We start from the raw sequence: 25,666 nt of genomic DNA on the forward strand, positions 1-25,666 counted from the left end.
ACAAGATAGGTCCCCTGTGGAAACCGTCCCCAGTTTTCCGCAAACTTTGCGACTAGGGGATTAACCACGGAGTAATATCAACCCTATAAGGGCAGCGGACGCGAGCCGCAGTCAAACACGCGTACGAACGAAAGGAAACAGGATTCACCATGTGGAAACCGAACCAGCCCGGCAACGTGCCCACCTCAACCCCCGAACCAATTCGTCCGACCACGCCAGCGACCGGCTATGAACCGGCAGCGGCGCGGACACCCGCTGCTTCTTCTTCTTCTCCTGCTGCCGCCAATACCGGCGAGCAGGCTACGATCGGCAAATCCCTCGTCGTCAAGGGCGAAGTCTCCGGCTCGGAGAGCTTGTTCATCGACGGCAAGGTGGAAGGTGCCATCAATCTGCCGGGGAACCGTGTAACGATTGGCCGTAACGGTCAGGTAGCCGCAAACATCAGCGCGCGCGAAATCGTCGTGCTGGGTAAGGTGCGGGGCAATTGCCAGGCCAGTGATCGCGTGGAAATCCGCAGCGAAGGTTCGCTGACCGGCGATGTGATCGCCGCCCGCATCAGCATCGAGGACGGCGCCTTCTTCAAAGGCGGCATCGACATCCGCAAGCCCGGTGGCCAGGATGCCAAGGGCAGCCCGGCGATCGTCGAGAAGGCCGAACCGGTTGCGGCAGAAGCCTAACCCGGATCGTTTCCCAGATCACTCCTCAGATCTGCACGGTTGCAATACACAAGAAAGCCCCGCTCTCAGCGGGGCTTTTTCGTGTCTGTTCGCTCTATTGATTCGGGGGTCGGAAACCTCGTCAGCCGACGCGGCGTTCTTCCAGAATCGAATCGAGCAGACCGGCCAGCGAATCGGCGCGGTTGCGTACTGTTGTCGAGGTCTCTTCCACGCTGCCCTCAAGCTCTGAGTAACGGCCGCGTGCCTGTTCCAATTCATCGGCGATATTCAGTGCGGCCAGAACAGCGACACGCAGAGAATCTACGGTTGCGCCATGCGAGGCAACGGCGCGCATCTTCGCATCGACCAATGCAGCCAGGCGCTCGATGTACTGCGGATCGGTACCGCGCAGATTGTAGATCTGCCCATAGATATCAACACTGACGGCCTGGGGGACTTCTGCCATCGTTCCTCCTACAGTGTCTCGAGCTGCTCGAGCAGCTTCTCCATGCGTCCGCGCACGTTCTCGCGCTCACCCTTCAGGCTCTCGACCTGCGTCTGAACGTCCTGGGTCTCCATCTGCTGCAGCTCGAGCTGTTCGCGCAACGACTGCAGTTGCTGCGTGAGTTGCGCGACCTTCGCCTCGGCGGCGGCGCGCTCTTCGCGCTCCTTGCGGACAATCTCAACGGCACGGAGCACCTTCTGTTCGAGTGCCTGCAGTTCATCAACGGTTACGGTGGTTGCGGTGGTGCTCATAGCTGAAAATCTACCTCTTCTGGGCGAAGTATAGCCTTCGCGCGGGTGAATATGCGGCTGGAAATCCACAACCTGGGGAATCTGGCTTGGCACCCCAGGCTGTCACTCAACTCCGGACTGACAGGAATTGGATGACACGCGCTATGCACGCAGTTTTCCGCCAAGCCCTTCCAGCGTTTTGATGATCTCGGCTGACCAGCCCGTCAGCTCTTCGTCGCGCAACGTGCGCTCCTGCGACTGGAAGACAACACGGGTCAGCAGGGAATAGTGCCCGGCAGCGACAGCCTTGCCCTTCGCATCGCGGAAGATCTCCTCCGGGGCCACTCGCAACAGTTCGGTGTTGTCGAGCCCGTAGATCGCCGATTCTACTGTTGCCCATGTCACGGCATCCGGGAAGACAAACGAGAAGTCGCGTTCGACCGCCTGATAACGCGAGATTTCATGCGCTACCGGCGTGCGCAATGGGAAAGCGAAGAGCTTCGCCAGATTCACCTCGGCCAGCCACACCGGCTGCCGCAGCTTGCGCTTGCCGGCTTCTGCAGAAGAGAGTTCTCCCAACACGGCCACAATCTGGCCTTCGATGGAGATGGTGGCCCCGCGGCCTGGCTCGACCCACGATGGCAGGTTCGCCTGCGCATACACATGCGCCGGAATGCGGAAGCGAGCAAACAGCTTCTCGATCGCGCCCTTCAGCTCGTAGAAGAGAGCATCGGCCTCGCTTACAACTGCGGTGGCACGGGCTCCGCCGGTTGCTCCCAGAGAGAGTGACGGCTCTTCGACGACCGTTGTCGTGGATCCGGTGAAGCGTGTGCCCATCTCATAAAGCCGCACGTCGTTCACATCGCGATTCAGGTTCGTCGCCAGCATGGTCACCATGCCTGGCAGCAGCGAGGGACGCAGGTTACCGGCCTCTTCATTCAGCGGATTGCCCATCGGCACGCCGCCACCGGCGAAGGTTTGCGAATCGGCATCAGAGGCAAAGGTACTGGAGATCGCTTCTGTGAAACCCGCTGCAAGCAATGTTGACCGGACTGCGCGCTCCGGAGCCTCGTAGGGCAGCTCTACCACTCCACCGGAGAACGACGGCAGCGTGTTTTCGAAACGGTTGTAGCCATACACGCGAGCGACCTCTTCGATCAGGTCGATCTCGCGCTCAAGATCAAGCCGCCACGAGGGAAGCGTTACCGCATAAGCGCTATCGCCGGCAGGAGCCAGGACGCAGCCGAGGGCACGCAGATACTGCTCCACGACACAGGCGGTAATGCCTTGGCCATCGGTTGTTGAGCCAAGCAGGCGCTGTACTTCGCTTGCCGCCAACGCAATGGGAGGGCGTTTCGCCGTCTTTGCCTCGATCTCCGGAATCAAAACGTCGGTCATGGCTCCGGTCAGGGTGCCGCCGCAGAACTGTACAAGGAGCTTCGAGACCAGGGCATTGGCCGCCGGAGCAGCTGCGATATCCGCACCGCGCTCGAAACGATGCGAGGCATCCGTATGCAGACCGTGACGGCGAGAGCTGCGGCGGATGCTCGACGGATCGAACCACGCAGCCTCTACCAGAATGTTCTTCGTCTCTTCCGTGACGCGCGAGTCCCAGCCGCCCATTACGCCGGCCAGACCAAGGGCCTTCTTCTCGTCGGCGACGACCAGGTCATCGGCTTCCAGCACCTTATCGGTTCCGTCCAGCAGCTTGATGGTCTCGCCTTTGCGGGCAGTACGCACCACAATGGCGCCCTCGATCTTGTCGAGGTCGAAGACGTGGGTCGGGTGGCCCATCGCCAGCCAGGTGTAGTTGGTAATGTCGACCGCGTTCGAGATCGGCTTCTGCCCCAGCGCCGCAAAACGCGAGGCGATGTCGCCATCGGTCGCCTTGACGGTGACGCCGCGAATTACCTGGGCTGTAAAGCGTCCGCACAGGTCTTTGGCCTCAATGCGGACCGGGTGAGACTCACCGGCAGCTGGTGCAGGCAGCGCCAGATCCAGAGGCAACAGCGGAACGTCATAGATAGCTGCTGCTTCACGGGCTACGCCGTAATGGTTCATCGCATCCACACGGTTGGTGGTGATGTCCATCTCGAACAGAGAGCCATTGTCGTCGTTCAGTTCGAAGACACCCTCGACGGCGATGCCGCGCAGGGTCAGGTCATCGGCCAGTTGACGGTCAGAGACAGTGAGCGCAGGAAGGTAGGAGCGGAGCCAGTTGGAGAGGATCTTCATTGCCAGGGTACTGGCAATAGTCTATCGAACCTAAGGCCTGTGACCGTCTGAGAACGGGGCGTATCGGCAAATTCGGTTAAGCCACTACCTTCGTTGCCCTATTCGTCGCAGTTTTATCGCGAAGGGCGGGTATCGCCCTGGGAGCGACCGCTTTTTGTGATCCCAAAGGGATCTGCTTTTCGGAGTCTGCCCGGGTGAGAGGCCTCGGTAGAAAAGCAGATTTCTCCGCTAACGCTCCGAAATGACAAACAAAAAAATGTCTAGCTCTAGACTCGTCTCAGTAATAGTCCGCGCACGACATGTAATACCCGCACTGGTCGCAGATCAGCTTGCACCGCCGGCTGGTAAGGCGCGCCGAGCACGTTGGACAGTACACTTGGTGGTGTTCGCCGGGCAGCGGGCAGCTCTCCGTATCCTCGGCGGCCGTCTCAACCGTTTGTTCAGGTTGCGTCTGCATGGCAGGAGCATACACCTGCAACGCGAAAAAAATCGCAGCATCTAACCCGGTACAAGGAGAAAGAATCGATGGCTATCGCAGATCGCACCGCAACCGCGGTATGGAAGGGTGGATTGAAGGACGGCAGCGGCGTTATCTCGACGCAGAGCGGCGTTCTCAAGGATCAGGAGTACTCGTTCGTTACGCGCTTTGAGAACAAGCCCGGCACCAACCCTGAGGAGCTGATCGCCGCCTCCCATGCCGGCTGTTACTCCATGGCTCTCTCGGCTGAGTTGACCAAGAACAACACCCCGCCGGCCTCAATCGACACCACCGCGAAGGTTACCCTCGACATGGTGAATGGCGCACCTACGGTCAACAAGATCCTGCTCACCGTCAAGGCCAGTGTCCCCGGTCTTGATGCCGCGAAGTTTCACGAGATCGCAGACGGCGCTAAGAAGAACTGCCCCATCTCGCGGCTTCTTGCCGCTGCCGAAATCACCCTCGACGCCACTCTTCTGTAAACCAGGTTTAAACAAAAATCCCCGCTCCGTGGGGCGGGGATTTTTAATGCTTTCCGTTACCGGACGCGGACTCCGAAACTGACGCCCGGGCGGTAGTAGTAGGGCGGAGGTACCGGCCGCACATACACCGGACGCGGAGCGTAGTAGACAGGTCTCGGACCGTAGTAGCCATAAGGCCGGTAGCCATAGGGGCGGTAATAACCGCCATAGTAAGGCCGGTAATAAGGCGGCGGAACCGGACGAGCCACAACTACGGGCCCGCCAATTTGAACACCAACCGCAACCTGGGCTTCACTCTTCTGCGGGGCCGCCACGAATATCGCACCGGCCACCGCCGCACCGGCAATCCACCTGGAAACTGTCTTCAGAGCACTCATCGCATTTACCTCCTGCGTACATCGGGTTGAACGGCGAACTTCGCTTTGTGTTGCGCGCAACCTTTCAAAAAATCCCGGGTCGCTACTGTAAGTTGCTGATTTAAAAGAAGAAAAATACGGGGCGGGAAACGTACGCCCGCCCCGGGTGGAAGATCTTTCAACTAGCGGCGTCCGTAGCCGTATCCGTAGCCGTGGTCACGGTCGAAGCCGCGTCCACGATCATGGTCATAGTCCCGACGGTAGTCACGGTCGTAGTGGCGTTCGCGCTCCCAACGCTCATGCTCCCAATGCTGGCGACGGCGCCAGTCGTCGCGGTAGTAGCCGTTATAGCCGTTGTAGTAGCCACCGTTGTAGGCATACGCATACGGATACGCAGGCTCCGCGACTACGACGGGACCTCCGACCTGCACACCGAACGAGACATGCTGCGCCTCAGCCTTGTGTGAGAGACCGAAGAACATCACGGCAGCCATTGCCGCTCCGCCAATCCACTTCGTTGCCGACTTGATCGTATTCATATGCGGTAACCTCCGCCTTACGTTCTGCTCAAACGCGCTTTGTCGCGCCTTGTTTCGCGCAACAAACATGGTGGCCACGGGTTGCGGGCAAGCTGCGTCGGATAGGCAACAGAAAAGGGAGCCCGAAGGCTCCCTTTTCCGTTGCTGGCTTGTGTTCCGTTAGAAGAGGACACGTCCGCCGATCTGGATGACGCGGACGCCGCCACCGCTGCCGGTGATCTGGCCGAAGTTCGATGCCGACATTGACGCCGAAGGTCCACCCAGATTGACCAGGTTGAAGACATTCTGGAACTCGCCGCGAAGCTGGAACTTCACTTCTTCGTAGACATTGAAGCTGCGGAAGAGCGAAGCATCGACATTGCGATAGCCAGGGACGTCGAGCGTTGCAGGACGCGTATTGCCCAGCAGACCTCCCGGACCGACGCCCGGGCAGCCGGCATCCGTACCCGGACGGCAGTAGACCGAGGTATCGAACCACTGCTTCATCTCAGCCACACGCGAGCCCTGCGGCAGCGTGTGGGCAACGGCGCCAGGCTTCAGGCTCGGGCGGTTGTTGCCCAGGCCGGAGAAGTAGTTGTCATTACCGGTGGTGACGGTGAACGGTTGACCGCTGTTCGCAGTCCAGATACCCGTGACGGTCCAGCCATTCAGCGCTGTGCGCACAAGACGGTTGTACTGCGTGAAGTAGTCAGGCTTCCAGACGAAGGACATCGTCATCATGTGACGGCGGTCCTGGTCAGAACGCTGACGGTATTCCAGTTGTGGATAGTTGGCGTCGACGAACGTGCCATTCAGGCCGCCGGTTGAGTCGAGTGTGTTGCTCTGCAGCGTCTTGCTCCAGGTGTAGTAACCGCTGGCGCTGAAGTGGTGTGACAGGCGCTTCTCGAGCTTGATCTGCAGGGCGTTGTAGTTCGAGTTCTGGTTCGAGCGGATGATCCACACGTTGCTGTAGATCGGGTTTGCCGCCGAGGAACCGAACTGCGAGTTCAGAGGACGCCGATTGTTGATCGTGGCGCTCGTATTCGCGTAGCCGCAGGCCTTGGTGGTATCCGGTATCTTGTGAGCCGTATCCGTAAAGCAGGAAGGGCCGGAGAGTCCGGTGTCCGGATTGATGTTAAAGATCGGTCCGTTGATGTCGTTGTACAGCGGCGTCTTGCGATTGAGCGAGCCCACATAGTTCGCGCTCAGCGCCAGGCCGTTACCGAATTGCTGCTGGAAGCCGAAGTTGATCTGGACAGAGTACGGCCAGCGGTAGTTCGGATCCATTGCAACGAGCTGGTTGAACGGTAGGAAGGCTGCTGTACCCGACTTGTAGTCGAACTGGAGAGAGGGATAAGGGTTCGTGCCCGTTGGAAACTCGGTCGGGTCGCCCTGGTACGGATGCGTCATGGAAACTACTTTGGTGTAGCCGCTATTACGTACGGCATACGGAGCGTAGTTCGACGGGAACTCCCACTGGTTGCCGGAGATGCCGCCGAAGAACAGCCCGGCCGCTCCGTGGAACACCGTCTTACCCTTGCCATTCGGGTCCCAGTTGAAGCCGAAGCGAGGCGAAACGTGGTTAAGCGGAGTGAAAGCGCCACCGTTCGGAACTCCCGGGTCACCCGGAAACTGCATACCGAGCGGAGCCAGTTTTTGTGTCGTTCCCACAATCGATACGTTCTGGAATGCGTGCGACTGCGCACCCGGGACGAAGTTCGAGTTCATGTGGCGGTTGTCGGTCGGCGCCAATTGGATGTCGTAGCGCAGACCCGCATTCAGCGTCAGATTCGGAAGAATGCGCCAGTCGTCCTGGGCAAACATGCCATAGGTGAACCAGTTCGCGTTCGCATACAAGCCGGTGTCCTGGCCCATGCCCGAAGGCCGTCCAGACATAAAGTCAGCCAGGGCGTTCGTGGTGCGCGCAAAGGTGCTGCCGGTCGTGCTCGAGAAGTTGAACGTTCCGTAGTTGTTGAGTGACGTTAGCTGGAAATCCTTCTCCAACCCAGCCTCACCGCCGAAGTACAGCGAGTGATTGCCGCGCATTGTTGAAAGAACGTCGCGGACACCATACACGTTCGCTCCGGCCTTCGGTCCGGTGATGGCCTGCGTCAGTGTGAAGCCTTCCACACCGCCAATCGAGATCTGCGCCAGCGAGGGAGTGCCTACAACACCCAGGTCGGAACCGAAGTCCGCCAGAGTCTTCTTGGACGGATCTCCAGAAATCGCATTACGTCCGCCGTTCTGCCGCGTGTAGCTTAGCCAGAACTGGTTGACGGTGCGGCCGCTGATCGTCCAGATATCGCTGACGTTCGCATTCTGCTGCTTGTTCTTATAGTCAGAGGACGACCACTGCTGCGTGAAGCCGCCCAGGTTGACGTGCAGCTTATAGTTCAGCAGGAAGTAGTTCAGGGTCACCCGGTGTGCCGGCGTGATCTGGTGATCGGTCTTGATCAGATACTCTTCGTTCTGCTCCGGTGCGGGTTCGCGTACACGGTAGGTGTACTGCGTATCTCCTGTCTGAAACGGCAGCTTCGGCATCTTCGAGACCGCGCTGCGAATGTAGGTCAGCACGTTAACGGCTGTCGGGTCGAGATACTTCAGCTTATTACCCGGCAGCGGCAGCTTATAGGTTGGGCTATTAGGGTCAGGATCGCAGACCAGGAACTTCTGGTTCGCGTTGTCGAACGATGTGGGGGTGTCGCTGCACTTGGTGATGTCCGAGGGCAGGTTTTCGGAGAAGTCGCCGTTGAGCTGCGCAGCGCTCGGCAGGCTGCCGCTGTTTGTCGCTGTTGTACGAAAACGGTACACGCCGAAGCTGCCGAAGAAGAAGTCCTTGTTCTTCCGGATCGGCCCGCCAAACGTCGCGCCAAAGCGATGCTGGTTGTAGTCGCCCTTTGTGGTCGAGTTATGCGCGACCGAGTTGAAGTTCTTGTCGCGGAAGAATTCGAAGACCGAACCGTGAAAGCTGTTTGTACCGCTCTTGGTCACAATACTGACCACGGCAGACGAGTAACGGCCCAGTTGTGCGGCGTAGTTGTTGGTTACGACGTTGAACTGGTTGATCGCATCGGGGTTCGGTACCTGGTTGCCCGAGTTGCGGAGACCGGTCATGTTCAGCCCGCCGTCCAGATAATAAGAGACCTGGCCGACGAAGCCGTCCGTCGATCCGTTCACCAGGACCTTGATCTCCTGGTAACCGAGGTTGTTGATGGTACTCACCGACTGCACGCCGGGTACAAGCTGCAGCAAGCGGTCGACGTTGCGGTTAACCAGCGGTAGATTATCGATCTGCTGGTTGTCCACCGTAGCACCCAGTGTCGCGGAGCCCAGGTTGACCAGCGGGACATCGGCTGTGACGTTGATGGTTTCGGTCGTGGTTCCTACCTCCATCGTCAGGGGCAGGCTCGCATTCTGCATGACGGTCAGCTCGATACCGGAGCGCTCCAGCGTCTTGAAGCCATCAGCTGTCACCGTAATCTTGTACGAGCCAATCGGAAGGAATTCCTCGCGGAAGGAACCATCCTCCTTGGTTTTGCCAACGCGGACGAAGTTGGTTTGCGTTTGCGTGAAGGTAATGGTGGCATTTGGGACCACCAATCCGGTTTGATCAGTCACCGTTCCGAACATCGTCGCCGTGCTTAACTGGGCGAAGGCGGTCGGCAATCCGGTGCAAAGTAATAGCGCGAGGATAATCGCGCAACTACGAACTATTCGCATCTCTAGCTCCCCCTATGAAAGGTGATCCAGGTCGTTCCTGGAAACACCCGCAACGCCTCAGGAGCTCTTTTGGGGCTTCCTTAAGGCCAAAAGCCACGCTCGTCTCTCTGATCACGCGTTGGCAAGTGACTCACTGTTTGAAACGGAGTATTTGCTCCAGCTTTGAAGAAAAACGTTTGTCTCAAACATGGGACAAACAATTGGTGGATGACCGGAAGCATTGATGTGCGCTATGATTTCGGCTTATCAGCACATGTCAACGGTTGGTCTAGAGCGGATCTTATGGACGCCTGTCACAGAGGCGGACCGGGAAGAGGTGCGCGCCTCGCTGCAAAAGGTGCTAAGCAGCCCGCAGTTCTCCAGCAGCAAGCGCTACCCGGCCTTGCTGAAGTATCTGGTGGAGAAGACGCTCGAAGGTCAGGCTGATCAGCTCAAGGAACGGACCATCGGTGTCGAAGTTTTTGGGCGCCCGGCGGACTACGATACCAATACCGACACTGCTGTCCGTTATTCCGCGGGCGAGGTGCGAAAAAGGCTTGCTCTTTACTATCACGCCCGCGAAGCTGACCCGATTCATATCGGGTTATCCACGCGATCGTACGTGCCCGAGTTTCAGCGGCTTGAGGCGACAGAGAGTGGAGTTGCGCAGGCAAGCCCGGCTCCTGTGGACGATCGGGCCTTTGCTGGACTGATAGCGGAGTTGCGATCTGCCGAAAAGTGGAAGCGGACCGCGCTGGCATCGATCTCTTTGCTGTGCCTCCTTATATTAGGAGCGGGCTTTTTATGGGTACGGGGCGTTCTACACAGGGATGCGTTGGCGGGTTTCTGGCGTCCCGTGCTCGAAACAAAGCAGCCGGCTTTGATCTGTCCTGGCGGTGTCGTGTTCTCCGCAGTTTCGCCGTCGGGGACAAAGGTAGCCGATCAGTCCATCCCTGATCCGTTTCTCTCCTTCGGAAGCACGCTGGCCGTGGGGCGGGTGGCGGTAGTGCTGAACGGTCATGCAGGCCAGTATCGAATCGAATCGGCCGCAACGACGACGCTAGCCCAGATCTCAGAGGGCCCCGTCATCTTCATTGGCGCCTACAACAACCAGTGGGCACAACGCTTTCTTATGCCACTTCGTTTCCACTTCCAGGCGAAACCCGACCAAGCGATTCTTGATAACGCAAATCCTGGAAGAATCTGGAGACGGGATCCGTCAAAACCTTTCGACCAGAAGCCGGACTATGCCATCGTCGCGCGCTTTCGGGAGGCGTCAACCGCGAACACGATCGTGGTGATTGCGGGACTGCAGCGATTTGGGACGGATGCCGCATCGCAGTTCGCTGTGAATCCGGGCCTGCTGGCCCAGTTGGATCGTCGCTTAGGTCCGGACTGGATCCATAAGAACATCGAGGTCGTTCTGAAGGTGGACGTCGTTGATGGACGAATCGGCGCGCCACAGATCGAGGATGCCGCCATCATCTAAGCGGATGATGGGTCGTGAGGAGGGCGTAGACTGGTCTCCTCATGCGATCCCTCGTTCTCTTCAGTGCAATTACCTTCAGTGCTGTCGTAGCAGCTTCGGGGCAGGCAAAACGCCCGATGACCTTTGAAGACCTGCAACAGATCAGGCGCGTTACCGACCCGCAGGTCTCGCCCTCAGGCAAGTGGGTAATGTTCTCGGCCACTTCTGTGGATCTGGCGACCAACAAAAAGACCATGCACCTCTATACCGTTCCCGTCGACGGCAGCGCGAAGGAAAAGGCCGTCACCGCCGGCAAAGACGGCGAGACTGCAGGCCGCTTCTCGCCTGATGGCAAACAGGTGCTCTTCCTATCAAGCAACGAAGGGAACCAGCAGATCTATCTCGCTCCCTGGGATGAGCAGCAGGGAATCGTTGGCCCATCGCACAAGCTCACAAGTATCTCGACTGAAGCTGATGGAGCCACCTGGTCTCCGAAGGGTGACTGGATCGCGTTCGTCAGCGAGGTCTATCCGGAGTGCGCGACTGAAGGTGCTGTAGACGATGCCTGCAACAAGGCAAAGGACGATGCCGCAACAAAGAGTCCAGTAAAGGCTCAGATCTGGGATGGTCTTCTCTATCGCCATTGGGATCATTACCAGGGCTCGAAGCGGAGCCACATTCTGCTGGTCAGTGTTGATGGCAAGCAGATGCGCGATGTGACCCCCACACGCGATATCAAAGACCACATCGCTCCTACCTTTTCGCTCGGCGGTCCTGTGGGCTATGCGTTCTCGCCCGATGAGAAGGAACTGGCCTATGTGGTGAACATGGACGAGGTTCCGGCGGCCAGCACCAACAATGACATCTATACCGTAGATCTCGCTACGCCGGGTGCAAAACCGGTCAAGATTACGACCTCACCCGGTAGCGACGACGGCCCGGCTTATTCTCCGGACGGGAAGTATCTTGCCTTCCGTTCGCAGGCGCGAGCGGGATATGAGTCGGACCGCTTCCGGTTGATGTTGTACGACCGGGAAAAGAAGACAACCAAAGAGGCAGTCAGGAAATTTGACAACTGGGTTGACGAATTTACCTGGTCGCCGGATTCGAAGCGAATCTATTTCGCGTCTGCCTCCGAGGGGCAGGAGCCTGTACTTGCCGTTGATATTGATGGTCAGGCAGCCGGAGAAGCAAAAGACATCGTTCATGGAGCGGAGTTCAGTTCTCTAGCTCTGACGTCGGATGGCAAGACATTGATCGCGACTGCGATGAAAGTAGATGGTCCCGCCGGCATTGTCTCGGTAGCGACAGCAGGCTCGTCGGATCATTACACGGAGTTGTCAAAGGGGAACGATGACCTGATCCATTCGCTTGAACTTCCGGCGATGGAGTCCTTCAAGTTCCCAGGCGCCGGTGGCACTTCGGTCCAGGGTTTCATCATTCGTCCGCCGAACCTCGATCCACAGAAGAAGTACCCGCTGAAGTTTCTTATCCACGGCGGCCCGCAGGGCGCCTGGGGAGACGCATGGAGCTACCGCTGGAACCCTGAACTCTTTGCTGCCAACGGCTATGTCGTTGTCATGATCAACCCACGCGGATCTACTGGTTATGGTCAGGCCTTCATCGATGGTGTGAATGGAGACTGGGGCGGTAAACCGTACCTCGATCTGATGAAGGGGCTTGATTACGCTGAAGCGCATTATCCCTTCATCGACAAAGAACGTGAGTGCGCTCTCGGAGCGAGTTATGGCGGTTTCATGGCCAACTGGATTCTGACGCATAGCAACCGCTTCAAGTGCATTGTGACGCACGACGGCATGTACAACCCCCAGTCGGCTTACGGCTCTACGGAAGAGATGTGGTTCAACGAGTGGGAGTTTCGCCGCGCGGGCGACAAGGAGCCGGGGCAGCCCTGGCGTTACGCGTCGCTACCCGTCGCGCAGGATCCCTTCCGCAAATGGTCGCCGATGCTGAACATCAAAAATGCAAAAACACCCACGCTGGTTGTTCATAGCCAGAGAGATTACCGTCTCGATGTGAGCGAGGGCTTCCAGATCTTTACCGCACTGCAGCGGCTTAAGGTGCCAAGCAAGATGCTGTACTTCCCGGATGAAGGCCACTGGGTATTGAAGCCGCAGAACTCGCGGCTGTGGTATCAGACGGTCAATGACTGGTGTGACCGCTGGACCCACAGCAACGCCTACGCAAAGTAAGGCAGTAAAAGCAAAGCGGGATTCAGCAAGAGCTGAATCCCGCTTTTGCGTGGATGTTGTCGGCCAAGCCTACGGCTCGATGACGATGGAGAAGTTGAAGGACTGTGTTGACCCTCCATTGGCGGTTGTCTGAGCGTTGATGGTGACGGTCTGCTGTCCTGTCGCCGCAGAGTTGGAGGTGGTGGGGCTACCGCCGCATCCGCTTGTTGGCAGCAGAAGCATTGCGGCGAACAGCACCAGCAATCCACGCAGTAGCATGCGGCGTCGACGTAAGCCGAAGGCGAGCAGGGGCAGCGCGAGGATCGAAGCCAGGCGCAGGTTCGAAGTGCTCATAAGGGTGGCTGAGGTCGTGCGTGTGCTCACCGTAATGGTGGTGGTCTGCGGCTGGTTGTCTCCGTTGAAGGTCAGCGTTGCAGGGGCGAAGCTGCAGGAGACACTGGAGGGCAGGTTGCCGCAGGAGAAGGTTAATGCGCCGGTGTAGTTGCCGGTCGGTGTGGCCGTGATTGTTGCTGTGCCGCTCTGCCCCTGCTTGATCGTCAGCGTGGTCGGATTGGCCGCAAGGCCAACGCCGAAGAGTACGACAGCCTCATTGAAGGCAGCGGATGTAACGGTATTGAAATTCGCATCGCCGGTGTACAGCGCCGTGATCGTATGGATTCCAGTGGTGGAGAAAGTGGTGGTAACGCTGGCCGCACCGCTGACCAGGGGGGCACTCCCCAGCAGAGTTGTGCCTTCATAGAAGCCCACGCTGCCCGTCGGTGTTCCGTAGGACGCGGCGAGCGCTGCACGGAAGGTCGTTGCCACGCCGGTGCCAACACCGATCGTAATTGGTGAGGATTGGGTTACGGTGATCGAAGGCGTCGCCTTATTGACCACTAGTGTTGTCGAGCCGGTGGCACTGCTGTAGTTTGCCGTATCGGTCGGAGTGAAGGTGGTGGAAAGCGCTTGTGATCCGGTGCCCGGAATCGTGCCTGCGGCCGGAGAGTAGGTGAAGGCTCCGGCGACCGGGCTGGTTGCATTCAACTGGGCTGCTGACAATGCTGTTCCATAGGTGATTGCTGTCGGCGTCGACCATGTGATCGAAGGCGTCGTTTTGTTCACGACCAAAGTCGTTGTAGCCGTGGTGCTGTTATAAGACGTAGCGTCGGTAGGGGTAAATGTTACTGAGAGCGTTTGGGTGCCAACCCCAAGGACTGCACCTGCCGCGGGTGAATAAACAAAGGTCCCTGCCACAGAGCCGGTTGCATTCAACTGCGTTGCAGAGAGCGCCGTTCCGTAGGTAATGGCGGCCGGTGTCGCCCATGTAATCGAAGGCGTTGACTTGTTCACCACCAAAGTCGTTGTAGCCATGACGCTGTTATACGAGGTTGCGTCGGTAGGGGTAAATGTTACTGAGAGCGTTTGGGTGCCAACGCCCGGCACTGCGCCTGCCGCAGGTGAATAAACGAAGGTCCCAGCCACGGTGCTGGTCGCGTTCAATTGTGTTGCCGACAATGTCGCGCCGTAGGTGATGGCGGCTGGCGTTGCCCATGCGATCGACGGCGTTGCTTTGTTTACTACCAAAGTTGTCGTTGCCGTCGCGCCGTCATACGAGGTCGCGTCGGTTGGAGTAAATGTCACTGAGAGTGTTTGTGGGCCGACGCCCAGGACTGTACCTGCCGCGGGTGAATAAACAAAGGTTCCAGCCACGTTGCTGCTTGCATTCAACTGCGTTGCAGACAGTGCTGTCCCATAGGTGATAGCGGTCGGAGCTGCCCACGTGATTGCAGGAGTTGACTTGTTCACGACCAAAATCGTTGTGGCACTGGCGCTGTTATACGAAGTCGTATCGGTAGGGGTAAATGTCACTGAGAGCGTTTGTGAGCCAACGCCCAGGACAGTACCTGCCGCAGGCGAGTAAACGAAGGTTCCGGCGGTGGAGCTGGTCGCATTCAACTGTGCTGCCGAGAGTGCGGTTCCATAGCTGATCGCGGCGGGTGTTGCCCACGTAATCGAGGGGGTTGCTTTGTTGACTGTCAGGGTCACGGTTGCCGTTGCGTTGCTGTAGGTCGTCGTGTCCGTAGGAATAAATGTTACCGAAAGCGTCTGCGCCCCCCCTGCCAGGACCACTCCTGCGGCAGGGGAATAAACGAAGGCTCCTGCCACGGAGCTGGTTGCATTCAGCTGAGTTGCAGAGAGCGCCGCTCCGTATGTAATAGCTGCGGGTGTGGCCCAGGTAATGGCGGGCGTGAGCTTCGAGACAACTTCGCTGAAGCCTGCCGACGTAACGGTATTGAAGTTGGTATTGCCCGAGTACACCGCGGTGATTGTGTGGGAACCCGCCGTGGTAAATGTTGTTGTGATGCTGACCGTGTTGCCACTCAGTGTTCCTGCACCGATCGAGGTGGCGCCGTCATAAAACGTAACGGTGCCGGTAGGTGTCCCGTAGGCTGCGGCGAGTGTGGCCAGTAACGTTGTGGCTGTGCCCACGTTGGTACCCGTCGTCGCGGGTGAGGTCTGCGTCACCGCGATTGTGGGTGTGGCTTTATTTACAACCAGTGTTACCGTTGCGGTGGTAGTGCTGTACGTTACCGTATCGGTTGGCGTGAAGGTTGCCGACAATGTTTGAGTTCCGGGCGCAAGCACCGTTCCTGCCACGGGCGAATAGGCAAAGCTGCCTGCAATCGCTGTACTCGCATTGAGCTGCGTTGAAGAAAGAGCCGTGCCGTAGGTGATCGCGGCTGGCGGAGGCCAGATGATGTTCACGGCCGTGGGGCCGACTTGCATCGAGAGGGGCGTGCTGGAGGCTTGCCCGAAGAAACCACTGCCAGGAAATTGCGCGACGATGCTATGCGATCCTGCGGAGAGCGATGACGTCGTAAACTGCGCTACACCATTGTTTAAAGTGCCGGTGCCAAGGATCGTCGATCCCTCCGAAAAGTTGATCGTTCCACCTGCCGTTTGATTCCCTTCGTTGAACGGAGACAGTGTTGCGGTAAATGTCACCTGCTGGCCGGTATTAATGGGATTGCGGTTCACCGCCAGCGTTACTGTGACCGGAATCGGCGCGATAATCGTGGCGGTGTTGGAAGTCTCATCCAGATAGTTGGTATCTCCTGGATACGTGGCCTGAATGGAATGGTAGCCATACGGAGGGCCGTTCACTGTAATCCCTGTCGCGGTGGCAGTGTAGACCGTAGGCGCGGTGTACAGGGTTATCGCGATACTTAGGGGGGGCCCAATATATGCCTGGGTATATACGGGGATGTCGGAGGTGGTATCTCCATTGAAATCCGGCAGATAGGTCGGTATAGCAGGTAATTCAAAATCCTGGTTCGAGAATCCGCGAGTTGATGTTTTGTTCCCGAAAGCGCCTGTGCCATCGCCAAAGGTTACGGACACGAAGTAATAGCCCGGCACGTGGTAACCCCCGGCGTAAGCCGTGGCCATCCCGAGATCGGCTTTGCCGTCTCCATTGAAGTCACCTGTGAAATAGATTCCGTTCGAATACCCATACGGGTCAGAAAGATCGACAGCAATGGGAGCCTGGAAGGTGCCGTCTCCGTTGCCCAGGACCACGGCGTCACCCGTAAAAAGATCCGGATTGCCATCGTGGTTGAAGTCGGCGATGAGTGCTGTGTAATAAGTCGGAGCAGGTATGGCTGTAAATGTTCCATCCGACTGTCCCAGATAAAGGGTCCCGTGAGCAAACAGATCCGTCCGCCCATCATGGTTGAAATCGGCAGCTAATTGTCCGGAAACTCCAGTGGCAATTACCCTCTGGAAGGTCCCGTCGCCATTGCCGAGGAAGAGGGTTTCGCGGTTGTAAATATCTTGTTTGCCATCACCATTGAAATCACCTACGAAAACACTGGAATATGATGTGTCGCCACTGCCGATGGTAGTAGCGGTCGCGAAGGTCCCATCCCCGTTTCCCCGCAGCAGAGATAGACCGGAGGTTCCTGTCAAAACGACATCCAGCTTGCCGTCATGATCGAAGTCGGCGACTGCGAAAGATGGGCTCAATCCATCGGCAGTTGGCGTTCCTGAAAATGTCCCGTCGCCGTTTCCGTGCAGAAAAGCTATGGAATTCCCTCCCACCGGATACACCGGATAAATGAGGTCAGCCTTGCCGTCGTTGTCAAAGTCTGCGGCATAGAGAGCGCCAGGCAAGTGGGTCATGCTGGTGTACTTCGTCGGTTGCAATACTGGTGTTGGAGGACCAAACGTAGCAGTCGCGAGCGAGCTGTTGTTTGCTGTGAGGTCGACGAACGAGACGCTGCCCGTCGGAGCGATCTCGAGGGCCGGTGTGGTGAGCTGTGCGCTAAGTGTGTAGGTACTACCGACCTGCTGGGGATCAGCCAGGGTGAGGGTGCTCACAATGCCGAGCGGCGGTCCAACAGTCAATGTCACCGCATTACTGGTGGCGGAGGACAGATTGGTGTTGCCGCGAATTCGGGCCGTGATCAGATGTGTTCCCTGACTGAAGTTCCTCCAGATCACATGAGCCACACCGCCGGACGGATAACCGCTGGTCACCGCGGTCGATCCGTCATAGATATCGACCCAGTTGCTGTCGCAGGAGTAGCTGCCGACCGTGCAGGGAGTCACCGTGACGGTCATGTCGGCCCTGGCCCCATACGTCGATGGATTGGGACTAATGGCCAACGAGAGCGTCGCCTGCGAAGTGCTTCCGGTAATCGCCTGGGTTGTAGAGATAGCGGCACCGTAATTTGCATCGCCGGCGTAATGTGCCCGCACCTGATGGGTGCCACCCGGCGACACGATCACGTTGGTGGCGGTTGCAGTGAAGGTATTGGTCGCTGTGTATCTGCGTACACCTGCAAACTGCGTCGAGTCATCAGCGCCCGGATAGAATTCGAGCAATGTATCGATGCCGCTTCCGGCTAGATCAACCGATAGGAAAGGGTGAGGATAATAAGCTATAAAACTTATATCTGTAAAAGTCTGTGAAGAAGAAAAGCTGCCGTCCGAGCGTCCAAAGAGAACGGTTAATATACTGAACGGCGAATATGGATTCTGTATCGGGTAGTTTCCGAGAAACGCCAGGTCAGGCACTCCGTCCCCATTGAAATCTCCGCTCGCGATCGACGAGTAGGTAAATTGGTAGGAATTCCCGTACCAGTTGATGGGGCCGGGGCCAGGATCGATACTGTAAGTGGATACAGCCTGGAACGTGCCATCGCCATTTCCGAGAGAGACCATAGCATTCCCACCACTGAATCCCGCTACATCAAGCTTGCCGTCATGATTGAAGTCTGCGACGGTTACTCGGGTGCCGGTGGGTCCGGAGGTGTGATTGACGGTCTGGAAGGTTCCGTTGCTCAACCCCAGCAGGGTGAAATTGTCTCCGTAGATGTCAGCGCGGCCGTCATTGTTAAAATCCGCGACGGGACCGATGGCTGCTGCATTGGTGTTTACGGCCGCCGCAAACGTGCCGTCACCATTTCCAAGATAGAGATGGCTCGGGTAGTAACCTGTACTGAATAGATCCAGTTTTCCATCGCCATTGAAATCGCCGCTTTGCAGTGAGACATGGCCAGATTGGGGTATAGTCTCGGTGAATTGCGTGGGGGCCTGGAAGGTTCCGTCGCCGTTTCCCCGGCGTATCAGGGTCGTTGCGTTAGCAGGACCTGAACTCGTATCGACGAGTGCTCCAGATGAGGCGGCAATATCAAGTTTACCGTCTCCATCCCAGTCGCCCACTGCCAGCGAGGTGGTCTGCATCGTGACCGAACTGTCGGCGATGCCGGCCTGAAAGGTGCCGTCTCCATTCCCTTTGAAAAAGGTCAGGTAGTAGTTGCTGTCGACAAACAGAAGGTCGGCTTTACCGTCTCCATCGAAGTCACGAGCAAGAACGTTGGACGTGTATCCGGATAACGAGGTGAACGACTGGGATCCATTTTGCACGATCGAAGAAGTCAGGGAAGAAGAAAACGGCGCTGAGCCAAGAACCGCATTCGAATACGTTGTATCTTCGAAGGCCACATTTCCTGTGGGTGGATGGACCTGCGCCAGTGCCGTGTATTGACCGGCGAGCGTGTATACGCCGGCGGTTCCAGTTGGAGTAACCGTAATAGTAGGCGTCTGGGCTGACAAGCCTATAGAAAACGCAAGGCAAACTGCGATGCGACCAACGGCAGCGAGGCGGTTCATAATTTGTCCTGGGAAAAGGGAAATCGTGCAGTTCCAAGTAAAGCGCGACTTTACCGGCTGGTCAACCGTTTGATTGTTACCGCTCCGTTAACGGGGGATGGTAAACATCCGGCTCCAGCGCGCGAGTCCATGGATACCTCGCTGCTGTTCCTCTGGCGCGGGCACGGAGAAATACACCAGCATCGGCATGCCCTCGGCGAACTCGCGCGGCATGAATCCCCAGTAGCGGCTGTCGCGGCTGTTGTTGCGATTGTCGCCCATCATGAAGTAATTGCCTGTTGGAAGAATAAGATCGCCGTTATCGATCAGCGTGCGCATCTGCATCCACCACTGTGCATCGATCTCAGGATCTGCATCGTGCAGCGTCGGAAAGTTATCGCGGAAATGGTCCGGCCGTGACGGTATGTAGATAGCATACGGCTCGTCGACCGGCTGGCTATTGATCAGCACACGTCCGCCTCTCAGGCGAATGCGCTCTCCCGGTTGCGCGATCATACGTTTCACCAGGTGATCATTCGCATCCAGCGGATTATGGAAGACAATGATGTCTCCGCGACGTGGATTGCGATAAGGCATCAGCCAGTGCCACGCTCCACCGGGAGCGTATATCTGCTTATTTACCAACAGAAAGTCACCGACCAGAAGTGTGTTTTCCATCGAGCCGGAAGGAATCCGGTAAGGCTGCGCCAGGAAGGTGATGATGAAGATCGCTACCGTAATAATCGGCAGCAGGCTGGTGAATGCCTCCAGTGGGCCGTTTGCCGGCAGCTCTCGCCGGGTGACGATGACCGTCTTTCGCACAAACGTCTCTTCCGGCGTCTGTACGACGACCACTTCGGCGGCGGCTTCGACGATCTCGTCCTTCTGGTCAGACATCAGCGGCCAGCAGTCTTTCATAGGCTACGCGTGCGGCAGCCTGCTGTGCTTCCTTTTTCGTGCGCCCTTCGGCTTCGGCAGGAGCTTCGGTCTGTTCCCGCAGCTGCACCTGTACGCGAAAACGCTTCTTATGATCTGGGCCGCTCTCTTCTACGACTGTGTACTTTGGCTGGCCCTTGCCTCGCGCCTGCAGAAACTCCTGCAATGCGCTCTTGTAGTCCCCAATCGCTCCACCGAAACGCGCGCCCTCGGTGACCGCGATACTCAGCTCTTCGATCTTCGGAGCAATGACGTGCTGCTCGACGAACGCTCGTGCCGGCGGCAATCCGCCATCCAGATACATCGCGGCAATCACGGCCTCAAGAGCGTTTGAGAGCAGCGCACGTTTCTGGCGGCCGCCGCTCTGCTCCTCACCTCGCCCCAGGCGAAGGTAGTTGCCAAGAGTTAAGGTTTCGGCCACTTCACCCAGATGCGAACGGCTTACCAGCAGAGCCCGCATGCGTGTCAGCTCACCCTCCGTTAATGCGGGGAAACGCATATACAGAGCTTCAGCGACAAGCAGACCCAGCACGGCGTCGCCTACAAACTCAAGCTGCTCATTGTCCTTGCCGGCGGTTGCGACACTGGAGCTTTCGGCAGCAAGTGAGCTGTGTGTGAGTGCCGTTTCCAGCAGAGCCGGACGTTGGAACTTATGGCCCAGGGCCGACAGCAGGGAATCGAGCTCCGCCGGGCCGTTTTGTTTTTTCGCTCGCATTCAGGGACCTGGTCTCGCTCGCCGCTCTTACTTTGGCCGGTAAGCCTCTTTTTCCTTCTTGCCGGTGGGATCGATCGGCTCGTTATCTTCTTCGTCGCTGGTGGAGTGCTCCCTCTTCGGCGCCGCAAAGGGCTTCTTCAGTCCAGCTTCAGCCGCAAGCTTCGTGTCCGGACGAGCATCACGCACCGCGAGTGCTGCCTTGTACTCGCTGATGGCGCGAGGACGGTCCGGTTCGCGCTGCGTGTCATACATGCGCCCCAGGTAAATATGCGTCCAGGCCAGAGTGCGTGGGTCCTTGGAAAGCTTTAGCACCTGGTTGAACTCGTCAAGGGCAGAATCCGGATCGGCGTCCAGCACTGCGATGCGTGCTTTCAGATAGTGGGCTTGAGGGTTGTTCGGATTCACCGCCAGCGCTTTCTGCGCCATCTCGTCGGCGCCTGCGCGATCACCCTTCATCAGCTTGATCTCAGCGAGGTCTAGCCCCTTTGGCTGACGTACCGGTGTACGGCCCACAAACTCGCGCGTGCCTTCAGGATAGAACTGAATGTTCTTCGCCACGCTGACCTGGTGTTGCACGTCCATGCCGTAGACGATCTCACCAATGCTGTCCTTCAGTGCCTCGTTGGTGTGCTCCAGTTGAGCCAGCTTGCCATAGAGATAATCGGTCAATACATAGCCGAGACGCATATCGCGATCGACCAGGCGCTGACGCACGACCTCTGCCCGGCGTTCATAGTCGGCAAGGTCTGCTTCATACTTTTCCATGTCGCTACGCTGTTTGACCTGCGATGGCTTCTTCGGCTTCGGGAAGCCGACATCCATCACGCGAGCTTCGATCGCCTTGATCATGCACTCGGTAGTCAGTGCCACCATGTCGTTCTTGTAGATGAACTCCAGCGGAGCGTCCTGCACCGTCTTCAGCAGCGGTGTCAGCCGGTCAATCGACTGCGGCCGGGCATAGATCATCGGTTCTACCAGGTAGTGCAGATACATGTGCCGTACATCATCCAGACGTACCTCCGCGCCCTGCGTGGGAGAGAACACCACCACGTAGTCCAGGCCGTAGACGCGCGCATTCACTGCCGCCGGAGCGAACATCGGCTCCATGAAGACCAGGAAGCGCCGGCCATCGTAACTCGAAACCGGCTGGTGCAGATAGATGTTCGAATCCAGAATGGCCTTGGTCAGCGGATCGTGGATGCGGGCGATGAATTCTTCATACTCCGGACGATTGCGCACCCAGATCAGGTGGAGCTGCGTCGTTTCGGCAAAGGTGCGTAGCAGCGGCAGGATTTCGACGACCTGCGCGGCATCGGGTGGCAGCTCGGTCAGATCGGTGATCGGCGTCAGATCCGGCGGAGGGTTGAGATAGATGCCAAGTGAGACAAACTGCGAAAGATTCCGTGTCGAATCGCCCAGGTTGTGGGCGGAAATGTAAGCGCAGACTTTATCGCGGGCATCGCGAGCTTCGGCGCTGTCCTGCAGAGCGGCATTGAGGTCGTCGCGGACCTTCTGGCGCACTGGAGAAGAGTTGGTAAGGTCTGCGTCGTAGCCGCAGGCGTTCAACGCCGCTCCAATATCGAAGAGCGATTCGCTCGGTTCCAGTTGGATTCCGGAGCCGGCTCGCTCGACGCCACCCAGCCGCAAAGGGCCGGTTTGGGCCGGTTGTTGCGAGGTGGAATCCGACGGCGCCTGGGACGAAGACGAGCTGGAAGACGATTGTTGTGCGGCTGCCGCCAGGGGCAGGGCGAAGAGTAATCCGAGCGAAATGATGCGATTAAAAGACACGGCTGATCAGTCTGACGTACCGGAATAGTCTACGTCAGCGGACCCTGCCTTGAAGAGGGGCTACCCCCGGACCGAGATGCCGGAGAAGGTAAGGATAATGCGGCTCCGCACCGGGGTTCCGAAGACCTTGGCCGGTTCGTAGACGCTCACCAGCAGCCGTTGCTCCAGGTTATGGCGGGCATCAGCCGAAAGCGTTCCGGAGACGATGCTGTAGTCGTAAATCTGCCCACGGGCGTTCAACAGGGCCTCGACGACGACAGGATTGTCTGCGTCGACCACGACGCCATCCATATTGGCGGCTGAATATTTGTAATGCGGCTGGCTGTAAGCACCCAGGTCGTCATCGGCCATGACCGACTGCGCCGTCGGCGTCACCGCCGTCAGCATGCCCAGCATGCCGCCCACGATGATGGTGGCGGAGGCCAGGCCGGCAGCGGTACGAAGCACGACTGGACGCAGAGTGTTGGCCCAGGCCAGCTCCAGGCGATCCTTCCAGGTCGTATTGCTCTTCACTTTTTCGTGTGAGATGGCCAACCGCAGCTTCAAGCCCAGGTTCTCCGGAGCCTTTGCCGTGCCGATCATTGCCAGGCCGTGCTGCATCGTGCGCCAGCCAGCGAACTCCGCCTTGCAGGCTTTGCAGCTTTCGAGATGCGAACTGACATCCATCATCTCGTGACCGGTGAGAGCCCCGTCGAGATAGTCCGAAAAGAGGGAGCGCACATGTTCACAGTTCGTATTCATCGTGCAGCCTCCAACCACTTTTCCGTTGCTCGTTTGGATGCGGCGGCTCTCTGTTCGGATTCGAGAGCTTCGCGCGTTTCCAATGCCTGCCGCATCGCTGCCCGTCCGCGCATCAAACGGCTTTTTACCGTGCCCATGTTGATATCGAGAATCTCGGCGATCTCGTCATAGGCAAATCCTTCAATCTCGCGCAGGATCAGCACCGTCCGGAACGACTCCGGCACTTCATGCAGTGCTGCCTCCACCCGGGCGCGCATCTCGCTCTGGATGGCCTTATCGAACGGCGATCCATCCCGCGAAGCTAATGTGTCCCGCAGCAGGAAGGTCTCTCCGGGGTCGTCCGATTCGAACTCTCCGTCGATGGTGATTTCCTGCTTCTTATGTCGCTTCCACCAGCGGCGCTGATTGCTTGCTTCATGCAGTGCAATCCGGTAGACCCAGGTTCTCAGCGAAGAGTCTCCATGAAAGCTTCCAATATTGCGGAAGACTTTAATAAAGACGTCCTGGGTGATGTCGGCGGCGTCAGCCGGATCCTGCAGGCTGCGGGCAATCAGAGAATAGATGGGCTGCGAATACTGCCCGATCAGTTGCGCGAAGGCTTCTTCCGAGCCAGCCTTCAGCTCGGCCACCAAAGCGGCATCCTCCGCACGAATTCCGATCGCACTTACCAGGTTTCCCATCGCCGTTCCAGCCTGCATCGGGGGTGTCCTTTAAGGTACGACGTCCGGGATTTCCAAAGCAAATCGCCCTATCCCGGAGAGTGAGCAAAAAACTGCGCCGCCGGCGGCCGAGTGCTCGCTCACTCTAAAGAGATAGACACCAAAGGTTGCCTGAAATGTTCCCGTAACTGCAACTATTTTTGAGCCTTGCTCAAACAGGCAGCGCCAGGAAGGGGCCCTTCGGGTGGGTTTGCAACATCATTTAAGGCCCGAGCGGCATGTTTCGAGCCACGACTTTTCCGTCAGAACGCCATTTAAATCGATATCGGGCCACACGAGAGCCCGGAGGAGATATCGATGAACAGAAAACCCATGCTCGCACTTCTAGGCGCCGCTCTCACCCTGTCTGCAGCTGCGGCAGAGGCGCAGGTTTATGTACGCATTGGGCCTCCCCCACCTGTACGCGAGGTCGTTCCCGTCCGCCCTGTCGGCCATCCAAACTGGGTCTGGCAACCTGGCTATCATCGCTGGGACGGCGGCCGTTACGTCTGGGTCCCCGGAGCCTATGCCGCTCCGCCACGCCCGTATGCACGCTGGGTGCCCGGCCACTGGGCCCGCCGTCCAGGCGGCTGGTACTGGATGGACGGCCACTGGAGATAAAGTCAACGCGGGCTGAAGGCGCTTCCTCGTCCTTCAGCCCGTTCGCTTTGCCCGCGCCCCGGGTTTGACTTGCCCCGCAAAGCAGGAGAAAATAAAAAAGTCCTTCCCGAGAGTGGGCCTGTGGCGCAGCTGGGAGCGCGCTTCCATGGCATGGAAGAGGTCATCGGTTCGATCCCGATCAGGTCCACCAAATAACCCCTTACAAATCAAATAGATGCCGGAATCAGGCCAACCCCTCTCTGACCAGTTTGGTGTCATTTGGTGTCAAATTTCCAAATACCGCTGGGTGCACCGCTGCGTTCTGGTGCTGTTTCGCAGGTTGCCGCCCGTCGTCTTTTCGCTTCTGGGAGTTCACGCCGATTCGTGAAAATCGGGGCTTCGGGAGAAGGATCAGGGACACCGTTCGTGCCAACACTGAAGATCATCCGCAAGGTTCGGGGGGAACGTGGATGAAGCCGAGGCTCTTCTTTGTCTTGCCCCAGGGACGGACCTTGCTCTTGTCGATCGTTTCCGCGATCTTCAAGGTGCAATCCTCGTACGAGAAGCACTTCCAGCGGAAGGCGAGCAATTGGCTCGGACGCAGAGCGTTCGCCATATCCAGTTCCAACAGAATGCGATCCTGGAGCGCCAGTTGCGTGAGAGCAAGGCGAAGTTGATCCCAAGTGAGTGTGTGGTTGTATCGGTCTCGCGCAGCTCCGCTGGGGACCTTGCGCGCGGGATCCTTAATTGAGGAAGTCCTGATCGACTGCCTCGGCAAAGATGTCCCGAAATACCTCGCTATTCCCGGACGGTGGTACTGGCTGTTGACCAGCAATCTACTTGAGATAGGAACGAACCAAGTCGATCAGATCCTCGGCTAGTTCTGGAGCAATACGCTCTTTGGATGATGCGGCCAGATGAAAGCGGATGTGATCTTCGAGGACCTCGGCCATCAACCCGTTGATGGCTCCACGAACTGCGGCCAGCAGCATGAGGAGGTCACCGCAATCCTTACCCGCGGTCAGGTCGCGCTCGAATGCGTCGAGTTGACCTCTAAGTTTCTTGCTCCGCATGAGGAGCTTTGCCTGTTCTCTATCTGAATGTGACATCTTTCTCCCTTGACTACCCACGGGGGGTATAGTACATACCTAGGAGGGGTATGTACGCATTATCCTACTCCTTCCATCCTTTGAGATGGGAAAACACTTTGAAC

The 25,666-nt window shown here is 57.9% G+C and carries 19 protein-coding genes and 1 tRNA gene; 6 read left to right on the forward strand and 14 right to left on the reverse strand.

Features of this window, described 5'->3' with window-relative positions; genetic code table 11:
* Positions 1–149: 149 nt before the first annotated feature.
* Complete coding sequence (locus FTW19_RS05455) at positions 150–677, forward strand: bactofilin family protein (protein WP_147646695.1); 528 nt, start codon at positions 150–152, stop codon at positions 675–677.
* Between the two features lie 121 nt (positions 678–798).
* Here FTW19_RS05455 and FTW19_RS05460 read toward each other — a convergent pair whose 3' ends face one another.
* The 3 genes from FTW19_RS05460 to pheT all read right to left on the reverse strand — a co-directional run bounded on the left by FTW19_RS05460 (position 799) and on the right by pheT (position 3,626).
* A complete protein-coding gene (locus FTW19_RS05460; RefSeq protein WP_147646696.1) occupies positions 799–1,122 on the reverse strand; it encodes a cell division protein ZapA in 324 nt (107 codons plus the stop codon).
* An 8-nt stretch (positions 1,123–1,130) separates the two neighbouring features.
* On the reverse strand, positions 1,131–1,412 hold the full coding sequence (locus FTW19_RS05465) for a hypothetical protein (protein WP_147646697.1): 282 nt from the start codon (positions 1,410–1,412) through the stop codon (positions 1,131–1,133).
* Positions 1,413–1,553: 141 nt separating this feature from the next.
* Positions 1,554–3,626 (reverse strand): phenylalanine--tRNA ligase subunit beta, encoded by a 2,073-nt coding sequence (gene pheT / locus FTW19_RS05470; RefSeq protein WP_147646698.1) that lies wholly within the window; start codon positions 3,624–3,626, stop codon positions 1,554–1,556.
* 525 nt (positions 3,627–4,151) lie between these two features.
* Between pheT and FTW19_RS05475 the strand changes: the two genes are divergently transcribed.
* Positions 4,152–4,586, forward strand: a complete 435-nt coding sequence (locus FTW19_RS05475; protein WP_147646699.1) for an OsmC family protein — start codon at positions 4,152–4,154, stop codon at positions 4,584–4,586.
* 56 nt (positions 4,587–4,642) lie between these two features.
* On the opposite strand, the gene FTW19_RS05480 is transcribed toward FTW19_RS05475, so the two are convergent.
* The 3 genes from FTW19_RS05480 to FTW19_RS05490 form a co-directional block, all read right to left on the reverse strand.
* Positions 4,643–4,963 carry a hypothetical protein gene (locus FTW19_RS05480; RefSeq protein ID WP_147646700.1) on the reverse strand — a complete coding sequence of 107 codons (321 nt, stop codon included), beginning with the start codon at positions 4,961–4,963 and terminating at the stop codon, positions 4,643–4,645.
* 161 nt (positions 4,964–5,124) lie between these two features.
* Positions 5,125–5,481 (reverse strand): hypothetical protein, encoded by a 357-nt coding sequence (locus FTW19_RS05485; RefSeq protein ID WP_147646701.1) that lies wholly within the window; start codon positions 5,479–5,481, stop codon positions 5,125–5,127.
* A 159-nt stretch (positions 5,482–5,640) separates the two neighbouring features.
* Positions 5,641–9,180 carry a TonB-dependent receptor gene (locus FTW19_RS05490; RefSeq protein WP_147646702.1) on the reverse strand — a complete coding sequence of 1,180 codons (3,540 nt, stop codon included), beginning with the start codon at positions 9,178–9,180 and terminating at the stop codon, positions 5,641–5,643.
* Positions 9,181–9,403: 223 nt separating this feature from the next.
* Between FTW19_RS05490 and FTW19_RS05495 the strand changes: the two genes are divergently transcribed.
* Positions 9,404–10,648, forward strand: coding sequence for a hypothetical protein (locus tag FTW19_RS05495; protein WP_246153582.1), 1,245 nt, complete (start codon positions 9,404–9,406; stop codon positions 10,646–10,648).
* A gap of 41 nt (positions 10,649–10,689) precedes the next feature.
* Positions 10,690–12,840, forward strand: coding sequence for a S9 family peptidase (locus FTW19_RS05500; RefSeq protein WP_246153583.1), 2,151 nt, complete (start codon positions 10,690–10,692; stop codon positions 12,838–12,840).
* Between the two features lie 69 nt (positions 12,841–12,909).
* Here the strand turns inward: FTW19_RS05500 and FTW19_RS05505 are convergent, their stop codons facing one another.
* The 6 genes from FTW19_RS05505 to FTW19_RS05530 form a co-directional block, all read right to left on the reverse strand.
* Positions 12,910–18,996, reverse strand: a complete 6,087-nt coding sequence (locus tag FTW19_RS05505) for an FG-GAP-like repeat-containing protein (protein ID WP_147646703.1) — start codon at positions 18,994–18,996, stop codon at positions 12,910–12,912.
* Between the two features lie 87 nt (positions 18,997–19,083).
* On the reverse strand, positions 19,084–19,872 hold the full coding sequence (gene lepB, locus FTW19_RS05510) for a signal peptidase I (RefSeq protein ID WP_246153584.1): 789 nt from the start codon (positions 19,870–19,872) through the stop codon (positions 19,084–19,086).
* On the reverse strand, positions 19,865–20,626 hold the full coding sequence (gene rnc, locus FTW19_RS05515) for a ribonuclease III (RefSeq protein ID WP_147646705.1): 762 nt from the start codon (positions 20,624–20,626) through the stop codon (positions 19,865–19,867). The genes lepB and rnc overlap by 8 nt, the downstream gene beginning before the upstream one ends.
* Before the next feature lie 27 nt (positions 20,627–20,653).
* Positions 20,654–22,414 (reverse strand): tetratricopeptide repeat protein, encoded by a 1,761-nt coding sequence (locus tag FTW19_RS05520; RefSeq protein ID WP_246153585.1) that lies wholly within the window; start codon positions 22,412–22,414, stop codon positions 20,654–20,656.
* A 60-nt stretch (positions 22,415–22,474) separates the two neighbouring features.
* Positions 22,475–23,155 (reverse strand): anti-sigma factor, encoded by a 681-nt coding sequence (locus FTW19_RS05525; protein ID WP_147646706.1) that lies wholly within the window; start codon positions 23,153–23,155, stop codon positions 22,475–22,477.
* A complete protein-coding gene (locus FTW19_RS05530; RefSeq protein ID WP_147646707.1) occupies positions 23,152–23,853 on the reverse strand; it encodes an RNA polymerase sigma factor in 702 nt (233 codons plus the stop codon). The genes FTW19_RS05525 and FTW19_RS05530 overlap by 4 nt, the downstream gene beginning before the upstream one ends.
* A gap of 318 nt (positions 23,854–24,171) precedes the next feature.
* On the opposite strand from FTW19_RS05530, the gene FTW19_RS05535 reads away from it, so the two are divergent.
* The gene (locus tag FTW19_RS05535; RefSeq protein WP_147646708.1) at positions 24,172–24,474 is read left to right on the forward strand and encodes a YXWGXW repeat-containing protein; all 303 of its coding nucleotides are present in this window, start codon (positions 24,172–24,174) and stop codon (positions 24,472–24,474) included.
* 114 nt (positions 24,475–24,588) lie between these two features.
* A tRNA-Ala gene (locus FTW19_RS05540) sits at positions 24,589–24,664 on the forward strand.
* Between the two features lie 231 nt (positions 24,665–24,895).
* Here FTW19_RS05540 and FTW19_RS25700 read toward each other — a convergent pair.
* Positions 24,896–25,069 (reverse strand): hypothetical protein, encoded by a 174-nt coding sequence (locus FTW19_RS25700; RefSeq protein WP_187143294.1) that lies wholly within the window; start codon positions 25,067–25,069, stop codon positions 24,896–24,898.
* A gap of 220 nt (positions 25,070–25,289) precedes the next feature.
* Entirely contained in the window at positions 25,290–25,562 is a 273-nt protein-coding gene (locus FTW19_RS05545; RefSeq protein WP_147646709.1) for a metal/formaldehyde-sensitive transcriptional repressor, read from the reverse strand.
* Between the last annotated feature and the right edge of the window lie 104 nt (positions 25,563–25,666).

The sequence above is a fragment of the Terriglobus albidus genome (genome assembly GCF_008000815.1).
GTDB classification, from domain to species: Bacteria; Acidobacteriota; Terriglobia; order Terriglobales; family Acidobacteriaceae; genus Terriglobus; species Terriglobus albidus_A.

Coding starts and splice junctions, on each gene's coding strand:
- FTW19_RS05535 (WP_147646708.1), top strand. CDS start 24,172: ATGAACAGAAAACCCATGCTCGCACTTCTAGGCGCCGCTCTCACCCTG.
- FTW19_RS05530 (WP_147646707.1), bottom strand. CDS start 23,853: ATGCAGGCTGGAACGGCGATGGGAAACCTGGTAAGTGCGATCGGAATT.
- FTW19_RS05460 (WP_147646696.1), bottom strand. CDS start 1,122: ATGGCAGAAGTCCCCCAGGCCGTCAGTGTTGATATCTATGGGCAGATC.
- FTW19_RS05475 (WP_147646699.1), top strand. CDS start 4,152: ATGGCTATCGCAGATCGCACCGCAACCGCGGTATGGAAGGGTGGATTG.
- FTW19_RS05455 (WP_147646695.1), top strand. CDS start 150: ATGTGGAAACCGAACCAGCCCGGCAACGTGCCCACCTCAACCCCCGAA.
- FTW19_RS05505 (WP_147646703.1), bottom strand. CDS start 18,996: ATGAACCGCCTCGCTGCCGTTGGTCGCATCGCAGTTTGCCTTGCGTTT.
- FTW19_RS05500 (WP_246153583.1), top strand. CDS start 10,690: ATGCGATCCCTCGTTCTCTTCAGTGCAATTACCTTCAGTGCTGTCGTA.
- pheT (WP_147646698.1), bottom strand. CDS start 3,626: ATGAAGATCCTCTCCAACTGGCTCCGCTCCTACCTTCCTGCGCTCACT.
- FTW19_RS05480 (WP_147646700.1), bottom strand. CDS start 4,963: ATGAGTGCTCTGAAGACAGTTTCCAGGTGGATTGCCGGTGCGGCGGTG.
- FTW19_RS25700 (WP_187143294.1), bottom strand. CDS start 25,069: ATGGCGAACGCTCTGCGTCCGAGCCAATTGCTCGCCTTCCGCTGGAAG.
- FTW19_RS05485 (WP_147646701.1), bottom strand. CDS start 5,481: ATGAATACGATCAAGTCGGCAACGAAGTGGATTGGCGGAGCGGCAATG.
- FTW19_RS05545 (WP_147646709.1), bottom strand. CDS start 25,562: ATGTCACATTCAGATAGAGAACAGGCAAAGCTCCTCATGCGGAGCAAG.
- FTW19_RS05490 (WP_147646702.1), bottom strand. CDS start 9,180: ATGCGAATAGTTCGTAGTTGCGCGATTATCCTCGCGCTATTACTTTGC.
- rnc (WP_147646705.1), bottom strand. CDS start 20,626: ATGCGAGCGAAAAAACAAAACGGCCCGGCGGAGCTCGATTCCCTGCTG.
- lepB (WP_246153584.1), bottom strand. CDS start 19,872: ATGTCTGACCAGAAGGACGAGATCGTCGAAGCCGCCGCCGAAGTGGTC.
- FTW19_RS05465 (WP_147646697.1), bottom strand. CDS start 1,412: ATGAGCACCACCGCAACCACCGTAACCGTTGATGAACTGCAGGCACTC.
- FTW19_RS05495 (WP_246153582.1), top strand. CDS start 9,404: ATGTGCGCTATGATTTCGGCTTATCAGCACATGTCAACGGTTGGTCTA.
- FTW19_RS05525 (WP_147646706.1), bottom strand. CDS start 23,155: ATGAATACGAACTGTGAACATGTGCGCTCCCTCTTTTCGGACTATCTC.